Raw genomic sequence first — 15,931 nt, 5'->3', positions numbered from 1 at the left:
TTATTTAATGATGATCCCTGAGGTTCTCGCTTTTGCGGACGGCTTTGAACAGCTCACCGACCTCCTCGCCCAACAGCAGAGCCTGCTCCGTGACGCTGCGCTCGGAGAACCCCCGTTCCTTCTCCATGGCGGCGACGTACTGCTGGAACTCGGTCGGGTCAAAGCCGGCGGCCAGCGGACGCATGGCGGTGGACCTTTCTCTGCGTGAGGTGTGAGCCCGGCCGGTGTTGCTGGGAGAGTCAGATGGCCAGGGTGAGCTGGTTGGGGTCGTGGCGGACGGCGGTCGGGGTCCGGTCGCGGCCAGCCCGTGCGCAGCGCGGCGGTAAGCGTATCGGCGGCGGCGGCGACACCGCGGGTCAGGGCGGTTCGGTCGCGGACGACTGTCGGAATGACAGTTCGGGTGACGGGGTGCCACGCCCACGTGCCCTGGACCTGCCCGTCGAGCACGATCGTGGGTAGCGCTTCACCGATCTGATTCAACGCCTGTTCTGTCGGTAGGCCGCCCAGATACCTCTCTCGGGTCTCGAAGTACGCCTTGAGCGCGACGTCTTCGTGGGCGAGCAGGTGTAACCCGCTCGTGTAGGCGGCGGGATCGGCAGCCAGGAACTGTTCGTACCAGGCGGTGGTCATGTAGACTCGGGCTGGGCTCCACGGTGTGGTGACCTCCAGCCACTCGGCATCCGAGGCGTTCAGCGCGGCGGTGATGGCGGTCCGGGACAGGGCCGACCACCACGTCGCGTCCTTGTAGAGTCGCTGGCCCATACCGGTCGAAGCAGGCGTACACCAGCGTTCGCGTCGCCTTTCCGGGATCCTGCGCGACGTCCAGGCCGGGGTGGACGTCGGAGGTCAGCGCGAAGGCTCGGCGTTCTGCATTCCAACAACCGGACTGGTTCAGGTAGGTGAGCAATCCCTGTTCCCACGCCGTTTTCACGGCGACGCGGACGGCCGCGACCGGCTCGCCGCAGGCGGTCAGGACTGCTTCGATCTGCCGCACCGGCACCGGGCCGCCCGCGAGCAGCCGCATGAGCAGCCGGGTCACCCGGGTCACGACGGGCTGGGACACACCGGCGTTGACGGCCATTCGGGCGGCGTCGCGCAACCGGTAGCGGGCGGTCGCGGCATGCGCGACGGCCGCCAGATCGAGCGGTAGAAGATGCAGCGTCTTGCGCATGCACCGCAGCGTGGTGAGGCCCGACTGGGGGGCGAATAGCGATGTCGCGGCTTCGGGGCTGGCAGCGCGGGCGAGGACGGTCGCGAACGGACTGGGTAAGCGCGCGGCGTGGAGGCCCAGCCCGGCATATGCGATCTCGGCGACGGACGACAAACGATGATCGGGATGCAGCCCTTGCCGGGTGAGCGTCCAGTTCCACAAGTAGCTGGCCTGGTCGGCTGTGAGCGTGACGGCTCCGGCGGTACGGGGAGCGACGGCGACCACCGCAGCACGCTATCAGCGGTCCGTCACCCCGCCATGCACGGGCCGGGCCGAGTCGGGTTCATCCCTGTGCATTCCAGTGGTCTTTGACGAAGTGGCGTAGCCGCTGGTAGGAATCTTCGGTCTCCTGCCACTGCTCCGCGGTGCCCCACCAGTGCCGGTTGTTGTGGTGGATGTGGAACTTCGACCAGTCGCGGTCCCAGTCGGGCTGGGTGTGCGTGCCGTGCAGCGCGTACCGGTCGGGATCGGCGTAGACCTGTGTGCCAGGCAGGGGGACGAACCGGAACAGCGACACCCGGCTCAGGGACAATCCCAGCTCGGCCAGCAGGCTCATCGTCTCCGCGGTGGTCTCGGCATTCTCCCCGGGGAAGCCGTGGATGATGAACGCTTTGCCCTCGATCCCCGCGTCGGCGGTCGCTGCGAACGCCGCTTTGATCTGCTCGCGGGTGGTGTTCTTGCGCATCGCCCGTAGGAGCTGCTCGCTCCCGGACTCGACTCCATATTTGATCTCGATGCAGCCCGAGGTCGCCATCTTCTTCAGTAACGGCGCGTCGATGGTGTCGACGCGGGACAGCGCCGACCAGGACAGGTCGAGGTCACCGACCGCATCGCAGATGTCACCGACTTTCTGCTTGTTGACGATGAAGTTGTCGTCGACGATCGCGAAGCCCTGCACGCCGTACCGGTCGATGAGCTGGTTCAACTCGGTGCGGGCGCTGGCCCCGGAGCGGTACTGGATGCGGGTCTGCCCGGCCGCGCAGAACGAGCACGGGAAGGGGCATCCGCGGCTGAACATCACGTGCGCCATACGGATGTCTCGGCCGGCTAGCCGGTCTTCCAGCACGAAGTCCCCGACGGGCAGCAGATGCCGGGCGGGCAGCGGTAGCCGGCCGATGTCCCTCATCAGCCGGCGCGGTGGCTCGGTCCGGACCCGCCCGTCCTCGATCCAGTGGGTGCCGGCGACGCCGGTGAAGGGCTGGCCTGCGGCAGCCCGGTCCAGCACATCGAGGATCGTCTCCTCCGACTCGCCTTCGCAGACCACGTCCGCACGGAAGTCGCGCAGCGATTCGTCGGGGTAGAAGTTGCTGTGCACGCCGCCGACCATCACCAGCGCGCTGGGGTCGATCTGGCTGTGCTCGCGGGCTTCCTTCATGAATCCGTAGGTCGCGGAAGATGCGAGGTTGAACCCGACCGCGTCGTAGCCAGTGAGGTCCAGGCTCAGATGGTCGGGCCGGACCTGGATGACGGCGACGTCGTGGCCGGCGTCCTCGATCACGGCAGCCAGGTAGAGAGCCCCGAACGGAGGGAACTCCCGGCGGCGTTCCCGGAATCGGGCCATGTCGTAGACCTCGGAGTAGAGCAGCGCGACACGCACAGTGTGACCTCCGGTGTGTAGCAGTGGGGAAATTGGGGTGACGACTTCCAGCCGTGGGGTTTCCTGGGCGTCTAGTCCCGTGAAACCGTGCTGGGGCCCGCGGCCCCGATCCACAGGATTTCCGCCGGATAGCGGTCGGCCAGGGTGGCAAGTTCGTCCGGTGGACGCTTGTCGAGGAGCGCGGTCACCGCCTCGCGCACGACCGGGGTGAACGCTACGATCCCGGCGTCCGCGCAGGCGCGGTCGGCTATCGGTATCAAGTGGGTGTTGCAGACCACCAGGTCATAGCGATGGCGGTCGGTGAACAGGTCGAAGTGGTGGCGGCGGAGAAAGCCGGCTCGGGTGTCGGAATCCTTGGCCTGGACGTGCTCGCGGCAGTCGTGCAGCGACAGGGCGGTGCGTACCTGGGAGACCTGGCATTTGCGGGCGCGGGACTCAAGATCGGACTCGATCCACACCCGTACCACCGGGTCGGGTGCCAGCCATGCGAGCGCCCAGGCATCGAAGACGGTGCCCTGACGGTCGGCCGCCAGCTTCTCCAGCCGCCGATCCAGCTCGATGTCGGCCGCGTCCCCCTGCCGGGCGGTGCGGATCTGGTCGAACCTGTCGAACCAGACCCCCTCCGCTGGCGCATCGATCCCTAAGATCTCTAGCATCACCTCGGTCGCCGACACGTACTCATAGCCCAGCTCCGTCGCCAGCCGGCGGGCGTGCGTCGTCTTGCCGGCAGCAGTCAACCCTGCAAAAGCGACGTTGGGGCGATGAGACGGAAACACGGGAGGGTCCTTTCTTGACGATGTCGTGCACTACCCGATCCCCCTGACTAATCACGGCTCTTGTGGGTCTTGGAGGTCGGCGCACACACGGAGTAAGCGGGCGTGAGATCGGTTTCGGAGACGGAGACGCTCTCCCAACATGACACGTTCCGCAGCAGACTTAGGGTAGAATGCATACAGCATTCATGCCCGCATAGCGCATTCACCTATGATGTGGCCGTAGAATGGCCGGGCGCATGCGAAAGCCGCGGCTCGCATCCTCGGTAGGAGGGGAGACCTCTCAGCAGAGGACCCCGGCGGACGAGCCTGGACTCACAATCTCATCGCCCCTTCGAGGGATTGAAACACTCGCGCACTGGTGACGCGGCCCCGTCGCAATGCCACTGACGCTAAGTCGATCAAGCGGCGAGCTGGGGGATTCAGCGGGTTAGCGAGCCTGATCGTGGGGTGGAGCGTCGTGGTGGGTGCCGCACTGGCCGGGTTTCTTGACGGGGTACTGGTTGTGCCGGGCACGGCGGACCACGCGGGGGTAGGTACGTTCGCGGCGGGTGTTGAGCGTGTCCGGCCGGGTGATGTCGGCGGCGAGTAGCCGCATGGTGCGGTGGCGGCGCCGGGCCGAGCCGCTGGCGGGCCCTGGTCAGCCCGCCCGTCGTCGGTTCCCACTTCGGCGAGGTGACGTCGAAGTCGTCGAGCGTCCCGGCCAGCCGGCGTGCGACCGCCTCGTAGTCGTCGTCCGCGAACAGCGCCAACGCCATCACGAAGTAGGCCACCACGTGCGGCGGGATCGTCGCGTCGCTGCGCCTGGCGCCCTTTCCGGTCGCTTCGATCGCCTCGTCGACCGCGTCACGCGGCACGAACGACGTCAGGACCCCCAGCGAGATCCAGTCCGTCAGCCGGCCGGCCGCCACCGCCCCAATGTCCGCCACACCCCTGATCATGCTGCTAACCAGGCAGAACTACCGGAACCGACACCCCGGCGCCAGCCAAGATCCAAATAGCGTCAGTGGCATTGGGACTGATCCAGGACGGTCAGCTCCCCGCGGTCCTATAGTCCGCTTCGTCGAGTGCGAGTCCCCACGGAAACGTGTCCAAGTGCTGGCCGCCGGTGTGGGGCTCGTGCGGCTGCCAGGCCCCCGGTCCCATGAGGATGTGGGCTCCGGCCTTCCTCAGCTCAGTGACGCTGCGCTGGAAGGCGAAGTGCGCGGCCAGAGCCGAGTTGACGAACGGCAGGACGATGACCGGGATACCCAATCCGAATACCTCGGCCAGGACACCAAGGGCGTAGTTGTCGCTGGTACCGGCAGCCCATTTGTTGATCGTATTGTAGGTCGCCGGGGCGACGATGATCGTGTCTGCCTGGGGGAACGAGTTCGATCGTGGCTCGCCTGGCTGGCGGTAGACGCTCTTCACAGGATGACCGGTTTGTTCTTCAAGTGCTGGTATGTTGATGAACGCCACGGCCGCCGGTGTGGTGATCAGGCAGACGTCCCATCCTCGGGTTTGAGTGAGGGGCCACGAGACGGTCAACGTGGGGCGCGACTCCTGCCGCGCAGCGGGCACCACTCCGATGGCTGATGTGAACGGATGCTGCCGCGCCCAGCCTTCGCGTGCCAACAGCCGCAGGCACATCGGCCGTGTCAGCTTGGGTCCGTCAGCCCTGAGGCTCGCCCAGGCTGCCGCCGCAAGCCATCAGGGACGAAGCTAAGGTTGGGTCGACACGATGCGCACCGATGCGGAGGCTAGCCATGGACGCGACGGCGCAGCCCTACCCTGAGCCCCACGAGTGGGTTGATGAACCCGACCCCGACACCAAGCGCGCGATCGACGAGGCCCACGAGGATGTCGAGGCGGGTCGCACCGTCTTCTGCCTGTCCGACGCTGCGTTCGATGCCCTTCTGGACGAGCTGGACCAGTTGGCCGTCGAGGAGCACCCGAAGGCAAGCTGATGAGCCGCGTACCTCCCGTGAGCTCGGAATGATCGACGCACTATCGTGACGGCGTGCCCGCGTACGAGCAGGTGGCCCGCTTCGTGGCGGAGTACGCGCGGCTGACTCCCGAGCAGCGGCGAGCGTTCCGCCGCCCGGTCGTGCTGTTCCGCGAGGGCTTGGAGCCGGGCCAGTTCCACCCGAGCCTCGGGGTGAAGGGCTTCCGCTCGGAGCCGGGCGTGTTCGAGCTGCGCTGGGCGAAGGACGGCCGGGCGCTGTGGGAGTACGGGGACCCCGTCCCAGGCCGGGACGGCTCTCATGTGCGCTGGTTGCGGATTGGGACTCACGACATCTACAAAAGCCGATAGCCGCCACCGTCCCCGATCGATGGGATATGACCGAAAGACAGTCTGAACCGTCCCCTCTTGGGCGGTGTAAGTCTGCGCTCGCCCCCCTGCTACAGCCGAGGGGCTTTTCATTGGATGCCGCCCCGTCACCGGCCCCAGCCCCGGCCGGTGGGGAGATGGCCCCCGCCTCCTCTACGCCTTGTTGGCCGCCCTCGGTGACTACCCGGCCGCAGCCACCGGATTCCGGACCGCGATCGACGGTCTCCCCTCCGCGTTCCACCGCGACCGCGGTGTCTACCTCGCCCGCGAAGCCCTCGCGCACGCAGGAGCACGCGAACCCGAGCAAGCCGCGACACTCGGTCTCGACGCACTCACGGTCGGCGCCAGCACGCACTCCGGACGCATCATGACCAGTCTGCGGTCACTGCGTGACGCCGTCGCCGGATGGCAGACTGTCCCCCAGGTACGCGAGTTCCGCCAGGGGATGGACCAGGTCCCCACGGCCATCACCGTCTGACTACCATCCCGCCACCGGCCATCCGGTCCGCCTCCACCAGGGACTGGCCCCAGGGAAGAACGAGTTGCTCCATGCCCCAGCTCGACGACCACCGTTGGATGACCCGGGCCATCGAACTCGCCCACCGCTGCCCGCCCGCCACCGGCGCTTACTCGGTCGGCGCTGTCATCGTCGACGAGAACAACGAGGAGATCGCCTTCGGCTTCTCCCGTGAGGTCGACGACGCGGTGCACGCTGAGGAATCCGCCCTCGTGAAGATCGCCCCCGACGACCCGCGGCTCGCCACCGCGACGATCTACAGCACCCTCGAACCCTGCTCGCAGCGTAAGTCCCGGCCACGCACCTGCACCCAGCTCATCCTGGAAGCAAAAATCCCACGGGTGGTCATCGCCTGGCGCGAACCCAGCCTCTTCGTTGCTGACTGCCAAGGCTACGAACTCCTCACCCAAGCCGGCGTCACTGTCGCGGAACTGCCTGAGCTTGCCGAGAAGGCCCGAGCCATGAACGCCCACCTGTCGGTCTGAATCAAATTCATCGCCTTGCGTCTCGGAAATATAAGAAAAAAGAAACGCACGCCCTGTGGGGGGCGGTATCATGTTAAGTTTGTCTACTGTAGTCAGTAAGCCATGTAAGTCGGCATGGTCAACATCTCCAGCGGCCAGCTACTTGGATCAGGCTACCAGCGACGCGACAAAGGTTACGCATGGCCAGAAATCGCTGCGGACGAATCTTGGGGCGGTTCATACTTCCACGCCCTAGGTGCGGAATCTGCTTCGCTAATCCCAAGCGGGTGCCGAGGCATACGTCATCAAACCGGCTCTGCACAGTACGCCTGAAGCCGTGTTCGACGCCTGACGCTTCGCAACTTCAGGGCTGTAGCGGAGTGCGATGGCGATGGTGTCCGGAAACGGCGACGCACCCACTCCCGGCAAGATCATGATTGTCGAGGAAATGATTGCCGGGGAAACGGGTGTGTCGTGGTCGGGGGTACGTCGTTGGGTGTGGATATCGCGTGGATGGTCGGGCTGCCGGGTGGTGCACGTCGAGCGGCGGGAGTCGGGCTGGGTGCAGCTGTACCTGTCGTCGTTGGAGGGGATGGCGGTGTGTTACCCGGGCGGTGAGGCCAGGTCGGGGCCGCTGCGTGAGCGTGTCGAGCAGCGGCTGGCGCACCTGGTGATCCGGACGATGGCAGTGGTCTGGGACAAGCGGAGGCTGTACTGCGACAACGACGCGTGCGGGCAGCGGACCTTCGCCGAGACCGGGCCGATGGCCGTACGGGGGGCGCGGGTCTCGGTGTCGGGCCGGGAGACGAGGGGCCATCTCGTCGGGGGACTGGCTGGTCCCGGTGCGCCGGGTCGCCGACGCGCTCGGGTCCAGCTGGCACACGGCCCAGGATGCGCTGGACCGGTTGGCCGAGCTGGCCGGGATCACGGTGTCACTCTCCCTACCGACACCGCGGGGGCATCAATGCCACGGGCGGCGTGGGGGTGGGGTGCGCGCCGGTCGCGGCGGTCGGTGTCCGAGCCGCGGTCCAGGGTGGGTGTGCTCGGGATCGACTATCGCCGCGGCCGGCCCCGCTATCACCAGGACCCGGTCAGTGGCTGCTGGGTGGCGGACGCGGACCGGTGCGCGACCGGGCTGTTCGACGCGACCGGCGGGCATTGCCTGCTCGGGGTCGTCGAGGGCCGGACCGTTGCGGGCGACGTCGACTGGCTGGCCGCCCAGCCCGAGCAGTGACGCGCCGGGATCTGGGCCGTCACGATCGACATGTCCACGACCTACGCCTATGCCGCCCGCGAGGCGCTGCCCCACGCCCTGCTCGCGATCGACGGTTTCCACGTCAGCCGAGGTGGGACAACGTCTCGGAGAGCAGGACGGTCAGGTGTACCGTACTGGGTATCATCCCTGGTCAGGAGCCGCACGGATCGCCCCCGGTTTGGCTGGCCTGGATCGTCCACTCCGGCGATCTCGCCGGAGTGGAACTGCTCCCAAAGGGTTTATGAGTGTGCTGTGCCCGGATTCTTCGTCCCCTCGGTCTGGCATCAATCGCTTTCACCGCCTGGCTCGGTCGCACCGGCGAACCCGGCTGGCGACATCGCCGGCATGCGGGAGCCGGGGTCACCCGGTCAGCGAAAATGACCGGGTAGATCACCGCGGCCCGCGACGCCGAGTTTGCGATAGATACCGGTCAGGGCCTTCTCCACAGCCGAGGGCGTGACGTGCAGGTGTCGGGCGATGGCGGCATTCGTCTGGCCGGAGGCCGCGCAGCGGGCTATCTGCAGCTCGCGGTCGGTGAGCGCAGCGACGCCGGAGCCCCGGGGGCGACGCGGGCGTCCGCCGGCCATCGCCAGGCGCTCAGCGGCCTGGTCGGCCAGGGCCTGCGCACCGCAGCTCGCAGCGAGGTCTACGGCCTGCTGGAGCACCTCACGAGCCTCGCGCTTGCGGGCTGCGCGGCGCAGCGCGTCGCCGTACTCGGTAAGGGCGAGGGCGTGCTCGTACCGGGCCGGGGAGGCCTCCAGGCTGCGCACCGACTCGGCCAGCAGGGCCAGCCCGGCCGACCCGCCGGTGACGGTACCGGCAGCGCACAGCGTCTGGCCGATGGCTGAGGCGACGCCGGTGCGCCGCGCCTACGAGACGGCCTGGTCCGCCAGCTCCCGTGCCCGCGCCGGGTCGGTGTGCCGCCGGGCCTGGGCAAGCAGCCCCAGCCATGGGCACCATGCTGGGTTGACCGCGCCGCGGGCGTCCAACCGCCGGCCCAGATCGGTCAGGACATCGTCGGCCTCGACGGTTCGGCCCTGGGCCAGGCTCAGCTCGGCGCGGACGAGCTGCGGCAGTGGGATTGTCACCGCCTCCGGGAAAGGGCCGCCGTAACTGTGGGCCGCGGTGACCTGCTCCGCTGACTCGATCTTTCCCTGGGCGACCAGCGCCTGCAGCAGGGTGCCCAGCGCGAACCAACGGGCGGGGCTGCGCGGCGCGAGGGAGTCGGCACACCGCAGTGCCCGGCGGGCAGCAGACTCGGCGTCGACGAGCCGCCCGGTGCGGTAGTGGATCTGGCCGTGCAGGGCGTAGCCGAACGCCAGATGGGTACCGTGCCAGCCCTGCTTCTTCAGCTCCGCCAGGCCCGTCGCATGCAGCTCCAGCGCCCGCTCGGGTCGGTCGCAGTACAGGTGACACAGCGCGACCAGGACGGGGATCTCGAACCCCCAGTCCTCGTCCACCCAGCTCATCCCGGTGCCCAGCGCGGCCGCCGCCAGGCCGAGGACAGTATCTGCCGGCTCCCCACGCAACATCGCGTCCCAGGCCCGCAGGCCCAGCAGCGACTGTTCGGTGACCGTCCGCCCGGACATCCCCCGCACCAGACGTGCCAGCCGCCGGGAACGGGCGTGCGCGTCGTCATCGTCCATCCAGAACATTGCCCACAGCATGTGCTCGGCACGCAGCCGTAGCCGGGCCTGGTGGGTCGCCGCCGTGCGGGCCTCGACGTCGAGCAGCCGGACCGCATCGGCCATCCGGTCGTCGTGGGCCAGCGACTTCGCCAGCCGCAGTGCTACGGTCTCCCGCAGCCCCGGCCGCAGACCGGGCTGCGCGAGGGCTGCGGACAGATGAAATATCGCCTGCTGGGGGTCCCGTACCAGGGTGGCCAGGCCGAGACTGTGCAGCACCTCGGCGGCCGCATCCGGCGGGGGCGGCTCACGCCGGGCCCGGTCCAGGAACACGGCTGCTTCGGCGGGCGAGCCCGTGGCCAGGCTGAGCCGGCCGGCCGCAAGCAGGATTCCGGCGGCCCACCCGTCACCCCGCGGGGGCAGCGACAGCAGGTGTGCCGCCGCGTCGAGGCAGCCATATGGCCGTGGTCCAGCAGAAGCCGGGCCGCGGCCAGGCGCAGCCGGATGTGGTCCGGGCGGGGAAGCGACCGCAGCACCGCGTCGGCGTACAGCGGATGTGGGAACGTGGGCGGATCGCCGGGACCATCGGGCCGCAGGACGAGCGCGGCCCGTAGCCGGTCGGCCGCCTCCTCGGCCTGCAGCCGGCTCAGGCCCGCCACCCGGGCGGCCAGGTCGAGGGTAGCCCGAGAGCTGAGGATCGCCACCGCTCTGGCCAGCTCCGTCGTCGCCGGGCCGAGCCGGTCGAGCTGTGCCAGCAGGTGGGCGGCCAGCGTCCTCGACGCCAACGCGGTCAGGGCGGGCAGCCCCGCGCCGGTCGGCGTGACATCCTGTGCCCGAGCCCGGGACAGCACGTCGACGAGGACGAGCGGTATACCTCCGGTCAGCTCGCCGGCCCGCTCGCAGAACGGCTCCTGCGCCCCGTCGCCGAGCGCGTGGCGGACGAGCTCGGCGACACCTCCGGCGCTGAGCGGCCGCAGTCGGTGGCTGGCCGCGGCGGCGACGGCCGAGATGGCGGACGGGAAACGGCGGGGGAGCTCCTCGGGGCGGCAGGCCATGACTATCGCGACCGGCAGCATCTCCACCTGCGACGCGAACGTGGAGATCCAGCCGTAGGAGGAGCGGTCGGCCCAGTGGGCGTCGTCCACCGTCAGCAACAGCGGCCCCCGTAGCCTGCTCAGCCGCACGGCGAGCCTGCTCAGCCCGTCGGCGACGTCCCGCGGGTCCGGGCCGTGCCCACTCTGCCTGCTGGACGCACCGGACGCACCGGGTGGGCCGGAGACGTCACCGCGGACACCGAGGCCGACGGCCCGGGCGAGGATCTCCCCGTGCTCGCCCACCAGCTCCCCCAGCTCGGCCGGTGTGTGCGACAGCAGCTCACGCTGGAACAACTGGGCGGTGACGAACCAGGGGGAGTCCTGGTAAGAAAGGTCGCCGCGGGCAGCGAGGACGGTGACACCCGCTGAGCGCGCGAGCTCGCGGATCCGCGCCAGCAGAGCCGTCTTTCCCAGGCCGGCCTGGCCCTCCACCAGCAGCACTCCGCCACCGGTCGCGGCGCCACCGAACGCGGGCCGCCCCTGCACCGGGCCGGCGATCCGCCCGATCAGGGTCTCGGCTGCCGATAGCTCCGCGCCGCGTTCCAACAGAGGGGGCGCCTGCGTCGGCCAGCCTGCCCATCCGTCGCCTGCCCACCGGCCGGCCCGCCCATCGCCGGGCTGCTGGGGCATGGTCAGCCCACCGGAAGCAGGACGGCCCGGGTGTAAAGCGCGGGGGCGGCTGCGATCAGTGCTGTGTCGAGATGCAGCACCAGCCGTCCCGGTTCGTGATGCACCCTCAGACCGGCGGCGCCATAGCCTTCCAGCATGATCTCGCCGGTGCCGCGGCCATGGTCGAGCACCCCGTGGGCCCGGCCGTTCGCGACGTGTGAACGGCGGTACCGCAAACCGGCGGGGCTCAGATCCGTCGTGGAGCGGCCATCGGTGATGTACGAGGTGTGCACGCCCGCGAAACGACCGTCGGCAGCTACCTGAATGTCGAGGTGGAAATCCTTCAGGTGGAAGCCCTGGTGCTCGGCCGCCCCCGGGACCAGCCGCTCCGCGGAGCACCAGCGCCCCGCATACCCCCGCCGGCCGACGGATCCCGACCCGGCCCGTCTCCCCCGATTACCGAACACGGACGCATCGTAGGCTGCGGATCACCCGGCCTTACAGTGGAGAAACCCATGCGTCTTCCCAGGCCCCTGCCAGGACGGGACGCTCGGGACGCCACCCCGGTCAGCCGCCGCCCGGAGGATCCAGGTCCAGGTCCGGGCCCGGATCCTCCCTGCTCGGCGGATCGTCAGGGTCCAGCGGGGAAAGAGGATGGGGACCTGGGCCCCGCAGGCCGAGATACAGCCCGGCGAGTTCGGCGCGTGAGGCGACACCGTGCAGCCGGTAGAGGTCGCGGGCCAGGTTCTCGGCATGGCCCCGGGAGATGTAAAGCTCGGCGGAGATCGCGTCGAAGTCGTCGCCGCGGAGAATGCGCCGCAGCAGTTGCAGTTTCAGGCGCGTCATCCCCGTGCGCGAGCCCGCGGCGGCATCCGGGCCGCCGAGGGACGCCAGCAGCCGGTGACAGCGCTCCGCGTAGGTCCGGGCGCCGAGGCTGGTGAAGGTTTCCAGGGCGGACCGGAGATTCTCCTCGGCTTTCGGCCGCCGGCGTAGGCTCCGGTTCACCTCGCCGGCGCGCAGCCGAGCCAGGGCGGCGGGGAAGACCATGTGCAGCCGGTCCGCTTCGGCCGCGGCGTGTTCCAGTAGCTCCATGGCCTCGGGCCGGCGGCCGCGTGCGGCGAGCAGCGTCCCACGGGCCCGCGCCGCGGCGGCCAGCGCGCAGGGCGAGGCACGGGTCCGGGCCTGCGCCTCGTAGTGGTCCAGCTCGGCCTCGGCCTCGTCGTGGCGGCGAAGCCGGACCAGTGCTTCGACGTGGAGGTCGCGCCAGTCGAAGACGCCGGGGGCGGTGGCCCCGTCCGGATGGGCGAGTTGGGCCACCCGGGAGCAGGCTGCGACAACCCCGGCCGGGTCGTCGAGGGCTGCGGCGAGGTGCGCGGCGGCCGTGGTATGGAACGCGCACAGCGCTGGAACTTCATGGGCACCGTTTTCCGCCGCGCGGGTGAGCAGCCGGCCCGCCTCGGCCGCCTCCCCCCGGGCGGCCGGGACGAGCGCGGCGGTTGCGTAGACGAAGGCGATGACCCACACGTGCCCGGCAGATTCCGCGAGTGCGACGGCGTCGCGCCCCCCGGCCGCGGACTCGGCCCACCTCCCAGAACGGAAGGTGGCCTCCGCGTAGTGGGCCAGTCCGATGAACCGCAGATGCACCGATTCGATGTCGGCGTAGCCACCGGGGGCGAGCTGTTCGGCCGCGGCGGCCAGATTCCCCGACCACAGGTGCGTCACCCCGCGGCCGACTCGCAGCGTGGCCAGGGTGTGCGCGGTCGGGGCGAGGGTGCCGCCGGCCGCGTCGAGCTCCGCCAGGGCCTGCTGGCCACCGTGCTCGGCCGTGAGTGCGGTGGCCACGAAGACCAGCCCCAGAGCCCGATGGGCGGACGAGGCCGCCGTCTCCGCGAAGGCGCGCCGGCCCCAGAGCTGTGCCTCACGGTAGTGGCCGGCCGGGATGTTCACCTGGGCCAGCCAGGCGGCACTCTGCGCCGCGGTCGCCGCGTCGCCCGTGGAACGCGCCTCAGCCCAGCTGCCCACCAGACCGCGTTCGCCTGCCTCCCGGTCGCCCGACAGCAGGTCCAGATGGGCGCGCACGTAGCGGTATCGGGCTGGTCTTTCCGGGTCGCGGCCCGCACCGTCGCCCAGCGCCGCGGCCGCCTCGTCCTGTTCACCGCACTGCAGGAACGACATCGCCGCGTCCAGCCGCAGGCCGCGGGCTCGGGCCTGGTCCGGGCTCACCGCGGCGGCGAGCATGAGATGGTCCGCCGAGCGGATGTGCAGACCGGCGGCTGATTCGGTTGCGGCCTGCTGCTCCAGCTCGACCGCGAGCGCGCCGTCCGGGACTAGCGTGGCCGCGGCGCGGTGCTCCAACGCGGTGGCCGGGTCGGTGGATGACCGGGCCACCGCCAGGTGCAGCGCTGTCCGCTCGGCGAGGTCGAGGGCGTGGTAGACCGCCGCGCGGATCAGCGCATGCGGCGGGACCACCCGCAGGTGCGGCGGCTGACCGGACGTGGTGACCAGACCGTGGCGCAGGGCGTCCCCGAGAGCACTGGCCGGGTTGGCGACATCGGCAATCACGGCGGCCTGCGCCGGCGCACAGGCCCGACCCAGGACGGTGACCACTGCGGCGAACCGGCGCCCGTCCGGCGGGCAGGCGGCAAGACGACGATGGACCAGTGAGGCCAGCGACTCCGGCGGCGGTGGTGCCCCCACATCCGTCGCCGGGGCGATCGCGTTCCCGCCCTGGTGGGCAAGCAGCATCGCAAGCCACAGGGGATTTCCCCCGGTGGCATCGACGAGGGACTGCAGTCGGCGACGCGGCTGGCGCCCGGCCCCGACCGCGTCGCACAGCTCATCGAGTTCGTCGGCGTCGAAGCCGTCGAGGCGCAGGACGGTCCCGCCCACCTCGGCGTGACGGCGCAGCTCGTCGAGGCCCGGGGAGCTGTGTGGACGCCCGGTCAGCACCAGCAGCAGCGGCAGCCTGCCGGAACGCAGCAGCAGGTAGTTGACCAGCCGTAGCGAGGGCTGATCGCACCAGTGGATGTCGTCGAGGTGCAGAACGACCGGCCCGGCGGCGCACAGGTCCGTGACGGCACGGGTCAGCAGGTCGCCGGTCCAGCGGATCCGCTGGTCGTCGAGAGGCCTGGAAGCATCGCCAGCCATGGTGGCCGGGGCGCCCAGCACGTCGAGCAAACGAGCCGAAAGTTCCAGATCGTGCCTACGCTCGCCTTCACCAGCCGCGACGCGGAAGACACGGACCGTGGGCCCGGCCTCTGCCGCGGAGCCATCACCGGAGTTTTCGCCGCGGTCGGCTGCCAGGTCCGTTAGGAACCGGTTCAACAACGTGGTCTTCCCGACCCCGGCGCGGCCTTCGACTAGGACACAACGGCACCCGTACGCGGCGACAGCGGCGGCGAACTGTGCCGCGAGTTGGCCGAGCTCAGCTGACCGACCGACGAAAACAGTCGTGTTCGAACTCACTCACCGCACCCCCGCCGCACGGTCCGAGATCCCACCTGTGGATCACAGTACCGGCAGACGGACAGCCAGGGTTGGCCGAGATGTGCGGCCGCGGTGGTCAGGCGAGACGGGACCGCCAGGTGTGCCTCGCCCGTGCCCTGCGCCGGGCCCGCGCGGCGTGGACGTCCTGCCTGCCCGCGTTGAGGAGCCTCCACATAGAATTCGTAATGAAGTAATTAATGCAAGTCAATATGCGTCTTCGCAGGTCACGGGCTCGCGAGGACCCCGAAGTGAACAAGTTATTTCATTCCGAATCCATAGGTACCCCCAGAGCTTTACCCCTGGCCGCTCCGGAGGAGAACCGCCCGCCGGTACAGGCGAGGGCTGCCCGGGATGAGCCCCGTGTCGAGCAGAAGGGTGATCTGGCCGGGTGCCGACTCGAAACCGAAGGCACTGCGCCCGGTATCGGCCAGCACGATCCGGCCGCGCCCGGACGCCGTGTCGAGGCGGCCGTGTGCCGGGTACAGCCGATCCCCGCGCCGGCAGTCCCGCGCTGGAACCCCGAATGGGCCGAACACCGGCACGTCGACGCAGAAATACCCCGCATGGCTGCCCCGGAAGAGCCCGTCCGGCCCAATGACGATGTCCAGATAGAAATCCCGCAGCCCGCCGGACCCCGGGCTCACCCGCTCCAGGGAGTACCAGCGCCCGGCGATCCGCGCTGCTTCCGCAGGCTTCTGGGGCCTCGCCCCGCCGCCCCTTCCCTCCGCCACGTCTCGCCCGCAGGTCCCGGAGGCAGGCGTTCCGGTCTCATGGGTTCCCGGTCGGACACCGCTTGCCCCAGGCCGGCCGCCGGCCTCCCGGCGGCGCTCGATCACCTCCGCAGCCAGCTGGGCAAGGGCCCGCAATACCTGCCCGCTCCCGCTTCCCCGACTCATGCGACCGCCATCCCGATCATCGCAGCCCCGGACCCCGGCGCGGGCATGTCCTGTTCCGCCGTACCGTCCCCGGCCCGGCAGCATGTGTCCG

At 69.8% G+C, this 15,931-nt stretch carries 18 protein-coding genes; 7 read left to right on the top strand and 11 right to left on the bottom strand.

What is annotated here, in order from left to right; all coding sequences use genetic code 11:
• Window positions 1-4: 4 nt before the first annotated feature.
• Window positions 5-184, bottom strand: a complete 180-nt coding sequence (locus AC08OT_RS12115; protein ID WP_476602825.1) for a nucleoside triphosphate pyrophosphohydrolase family protein — start codon at window positions 182-184, stop codon at window positions 5-7.
• 648 nt (window positions 185-832) lie between these two features.
• Between AC08OT_RS12115 and AC08OT_RS12110 the strand changes: the two genes are divergently transcribed.
• The gene (locus AC08OT_RS12110) at window positions 833-1,150 is read left to right on the top strand and encodes a hypothetical protein (protein ID WP_476592962.1); all 318 of its coding nucleotides are present in this window, start codon (window positions 833-835) and stop codon (window positions 1,148-1,150) included.
• A gap of 343 nt (window positions 1,151-1,493) precedes the next feature.
• Here AC08OT_RS12110 and AC08OT_RS12105 read toward each other — a convergent pair whose 3' ends face one another.
• The 4 genes from AC08OT_RS12105 to AC08OT_RS12090 all read right to left on the bottom strand — a co-directional run bounded on the left by AC08OT_RS12105 (window position 1,494) and on the right by AC08OT_RS12090 (window position 5,212).
• Window positions 1,494-2,807 (bottom strand): B12-binding domain-containing radical SAM protein, encoded by a 1,314-nt coding sequence (locus AC08OT_RS12105; protein WP_476592961.1) that lies wholly within the window; start codon window positions 2,805-2,807, stop codon window positions 1,494-1,496.
• A gap of 71 nt (window positions 2,808-2,878) precedes the next feature.
• Window positions 2,879-3,583 (bottom strand): cytidylate kinase-like family protein, encoded by a 705-nt coding sequence (locus AC08OT_RS12100; RefSeq protein ID WP_476592960.1) that lies wholly within the window; start codon window positions 3,581-3,583, stop codon window positions 2,879-2,881.
• A gap of 419 nt (window positions 3,584-4,002) precedes the next feature.
• On the bottom strand, window positions 4,003-4,521 hold the full coding sequence (locus AC08OT_RS12095; RefSeq protein ID WP_476592959.1) for a transposase domain-containing protein: 519 nt from the start codon (window positions 4,519-4,521) through the stop codon (window positions 4,003-4,005).
• A gap of 91 nt (window positions 4,522-4,612) precedes the next feature.
• Complete coding sequence (locus tag AC08OT_RS12090; protein ID WP_476592958.1) at window positions 4,613-5,212, bottom strand: flavoprotein; 600 nt, start codon at window positions 5,210-5,212, stop codon at window positions 4,613-4,615.
• 116 nt (window positions 5,213-5,328) lie between these two features.
• On the opposite strand from AC08OT_RS12090, the gene AC08OT_RS12085 reads away from it, so the two are divergent.
• The 6 genes from AC08OT_RS12085 to AC08OT_RS12060 all read left to right on the top strand — a co-directional run bounded on the left by AC08OT_RS12085 (window position 5,329) and on the right by AC08OT_RS12060 (window position 8,511).
• Window positions 5,329-5,529 (top strand): hypothetical protein, encoded by a 201-nt coding sequence (locus AC08OT_RS12085; RefSeq protein WP_006543091.1) that lies wholly within the window; start codon window positions 5,329-5,331, stop codon window positions 5,527-5,529.
• A gap of 53 nt (window positions 5,530-5,582) precedes the next feature.
• Window positions 5,583-5,876 (top strand): hypothetical protein, encoded by a 294-nt coding sequence (locus tag AC08OT_RS12080; protein WP_476592957.1) that lies wholly within the window; start codon window positions 5,583-5,585, stop codon window positions 5,874-5,876.
• Window positions 5,877-6,057: 181 nt separating this feature from the next.
• A complete protein-coding gene (locus tag AC08OT_RS12075) occupies window positions 6,058-6,372 on the top strand; it encodes a hypothetical protein (RefSeq protein ID WP_476595814.1) in 315 nt (104 codons plus the stop codon).
• Window positions 6,373-6,443: 71 nt separating this feature from the next.
• Window positions 6,444-6,896: a deaminase gene (locus tag AC08OT_RS12070; RefSeq protein ID WP_462203308.1), complete on the top strand. Its 453-nt coding sequence runs from the start codon at window positions 6,444-6,446 to the stop codon at window positions 6,894-6,896.
• Between the two features lie 364 nt (window positions 6,897-7,260).
• Entirely contained in the window at window positions 7,261-8,109 is an 849-nt protein-coding gene (locus AC08OT_RS12065) for a hypothetical protein (RefSeq protein ID WP_476602824.1), read from the top strand.
• 9 nt (window positions 8,110-8,118) lie between these two features.
• Window positions 8,119-8,511, top strand: a complete 393-nt coding sequence (locus AC08OT_RS12060) for a transposase (RefSeq protein ID WP_476592963.1) — start codon at window positions 8,119-8,121, stop codon at window positions 8,509-8,511.
• Here the strand turns inward: AC08OT_RS12060 and AC08OT_RS12055 are convergent.
• The 6 genes from AC08OT_RS12055 to AC08OT_RS12030 all read right to left on the bottom strand — a co-directional run bounded on the left by AC08OT_RS12055 (window position 8,499) and on the right by AC08OT_RS12030 (window position 15,840).
• Window positions 8,499-8,900 (bottom strand): response regulator transcription factor, encoded by a 402-nt coding sequence (locus tag AC08OT_RS12055; protein ID WP_476592954.1) that lies wholly within the window; start codon window positions 8,898-8,900, stop codon window positions 8,499-8,501. The two genes, AC08OT_RS12060 and AC08OT_RS12055, sit on opposite strands and share 13 nt — an antisense overlap.
• A 99-nt stretch (window positions 8,901-8,999) precedes the next feature.
• The gene (locus AC08OT_RS12050; RefSeq protein ID WP_476592953.1) at window positions 9,000-10,034 is read right to left on the bottom strand and encodes a hypothetical protein; all 1,035 of its coding nucleotides are present in this window, start codon (window positions 10,032-10,034) and stop codon (window positions 9,000-9,002) included.
• Window positions 9,920-11,479 (bottom strand): ATP-binding protein, encoded by a 1,560-nt coding sequence (locus tag AC08OT_RS12045; RefSeq protein WP_476592952.1) that lies wholly within the window; start codon window positions 11,477-11,479, stop codon window positions 9,920-9,922. Before AC08OT_RS12045 ends, AC08OT_RS12050 begins: the two co-directional genes overlap by 115 nt.
• Window positions 11,480-11,481: 2 nt before the next feature.
• Window positions 11,482-11,925 carry a hypothetical protein gene (locus tag AC08OT_RS12040; protein ID WP_476592951.1) on the bottom strand — a complete coding sequence of 148 codons (444 nt, stop codon included), beginning with the start codon at window positions 11,923-11,925 and terminating at the stop codon, window positions 11,482-11,484.
• A 100-nt stretch (window positions 11,926-12,025) separates the two neighbouring features.
• Window positions 12,026-14,923, bottom strand: a complete 2,898-nt coding sequence (locus tag AC08OT_RS12035; protein ID WP_476592950.1) for an ATP-binding protein — start codon at window positions 14,921-14,923, stop codon at window positions 12,026-12,028.
• A 314-nt stretch (window positions 14,924-15,237) separates the two neighbouring features.
• Window positions 15,238-15,840: a hypothetical protein gene (locus AC08OT_RS12030; RefSeq protein WP_476592949.1), complete on the bottom strand. Its 603-nt coding sequence runs from the start codon at window positions 15,838-15,840 to the stop codon at window positions 15,238-15,240.
• Window positions 15,841-15,931: the final 91 nt, after the last annotated feature.

It is taken from the genome of Frankia sp. CgJB1 (genome assembly GCF_977947065.1).
Note: the sequence above shows the minus strand (reverse complement) of the source record. Positions and strands in the feature narration are given on the sequence as shown.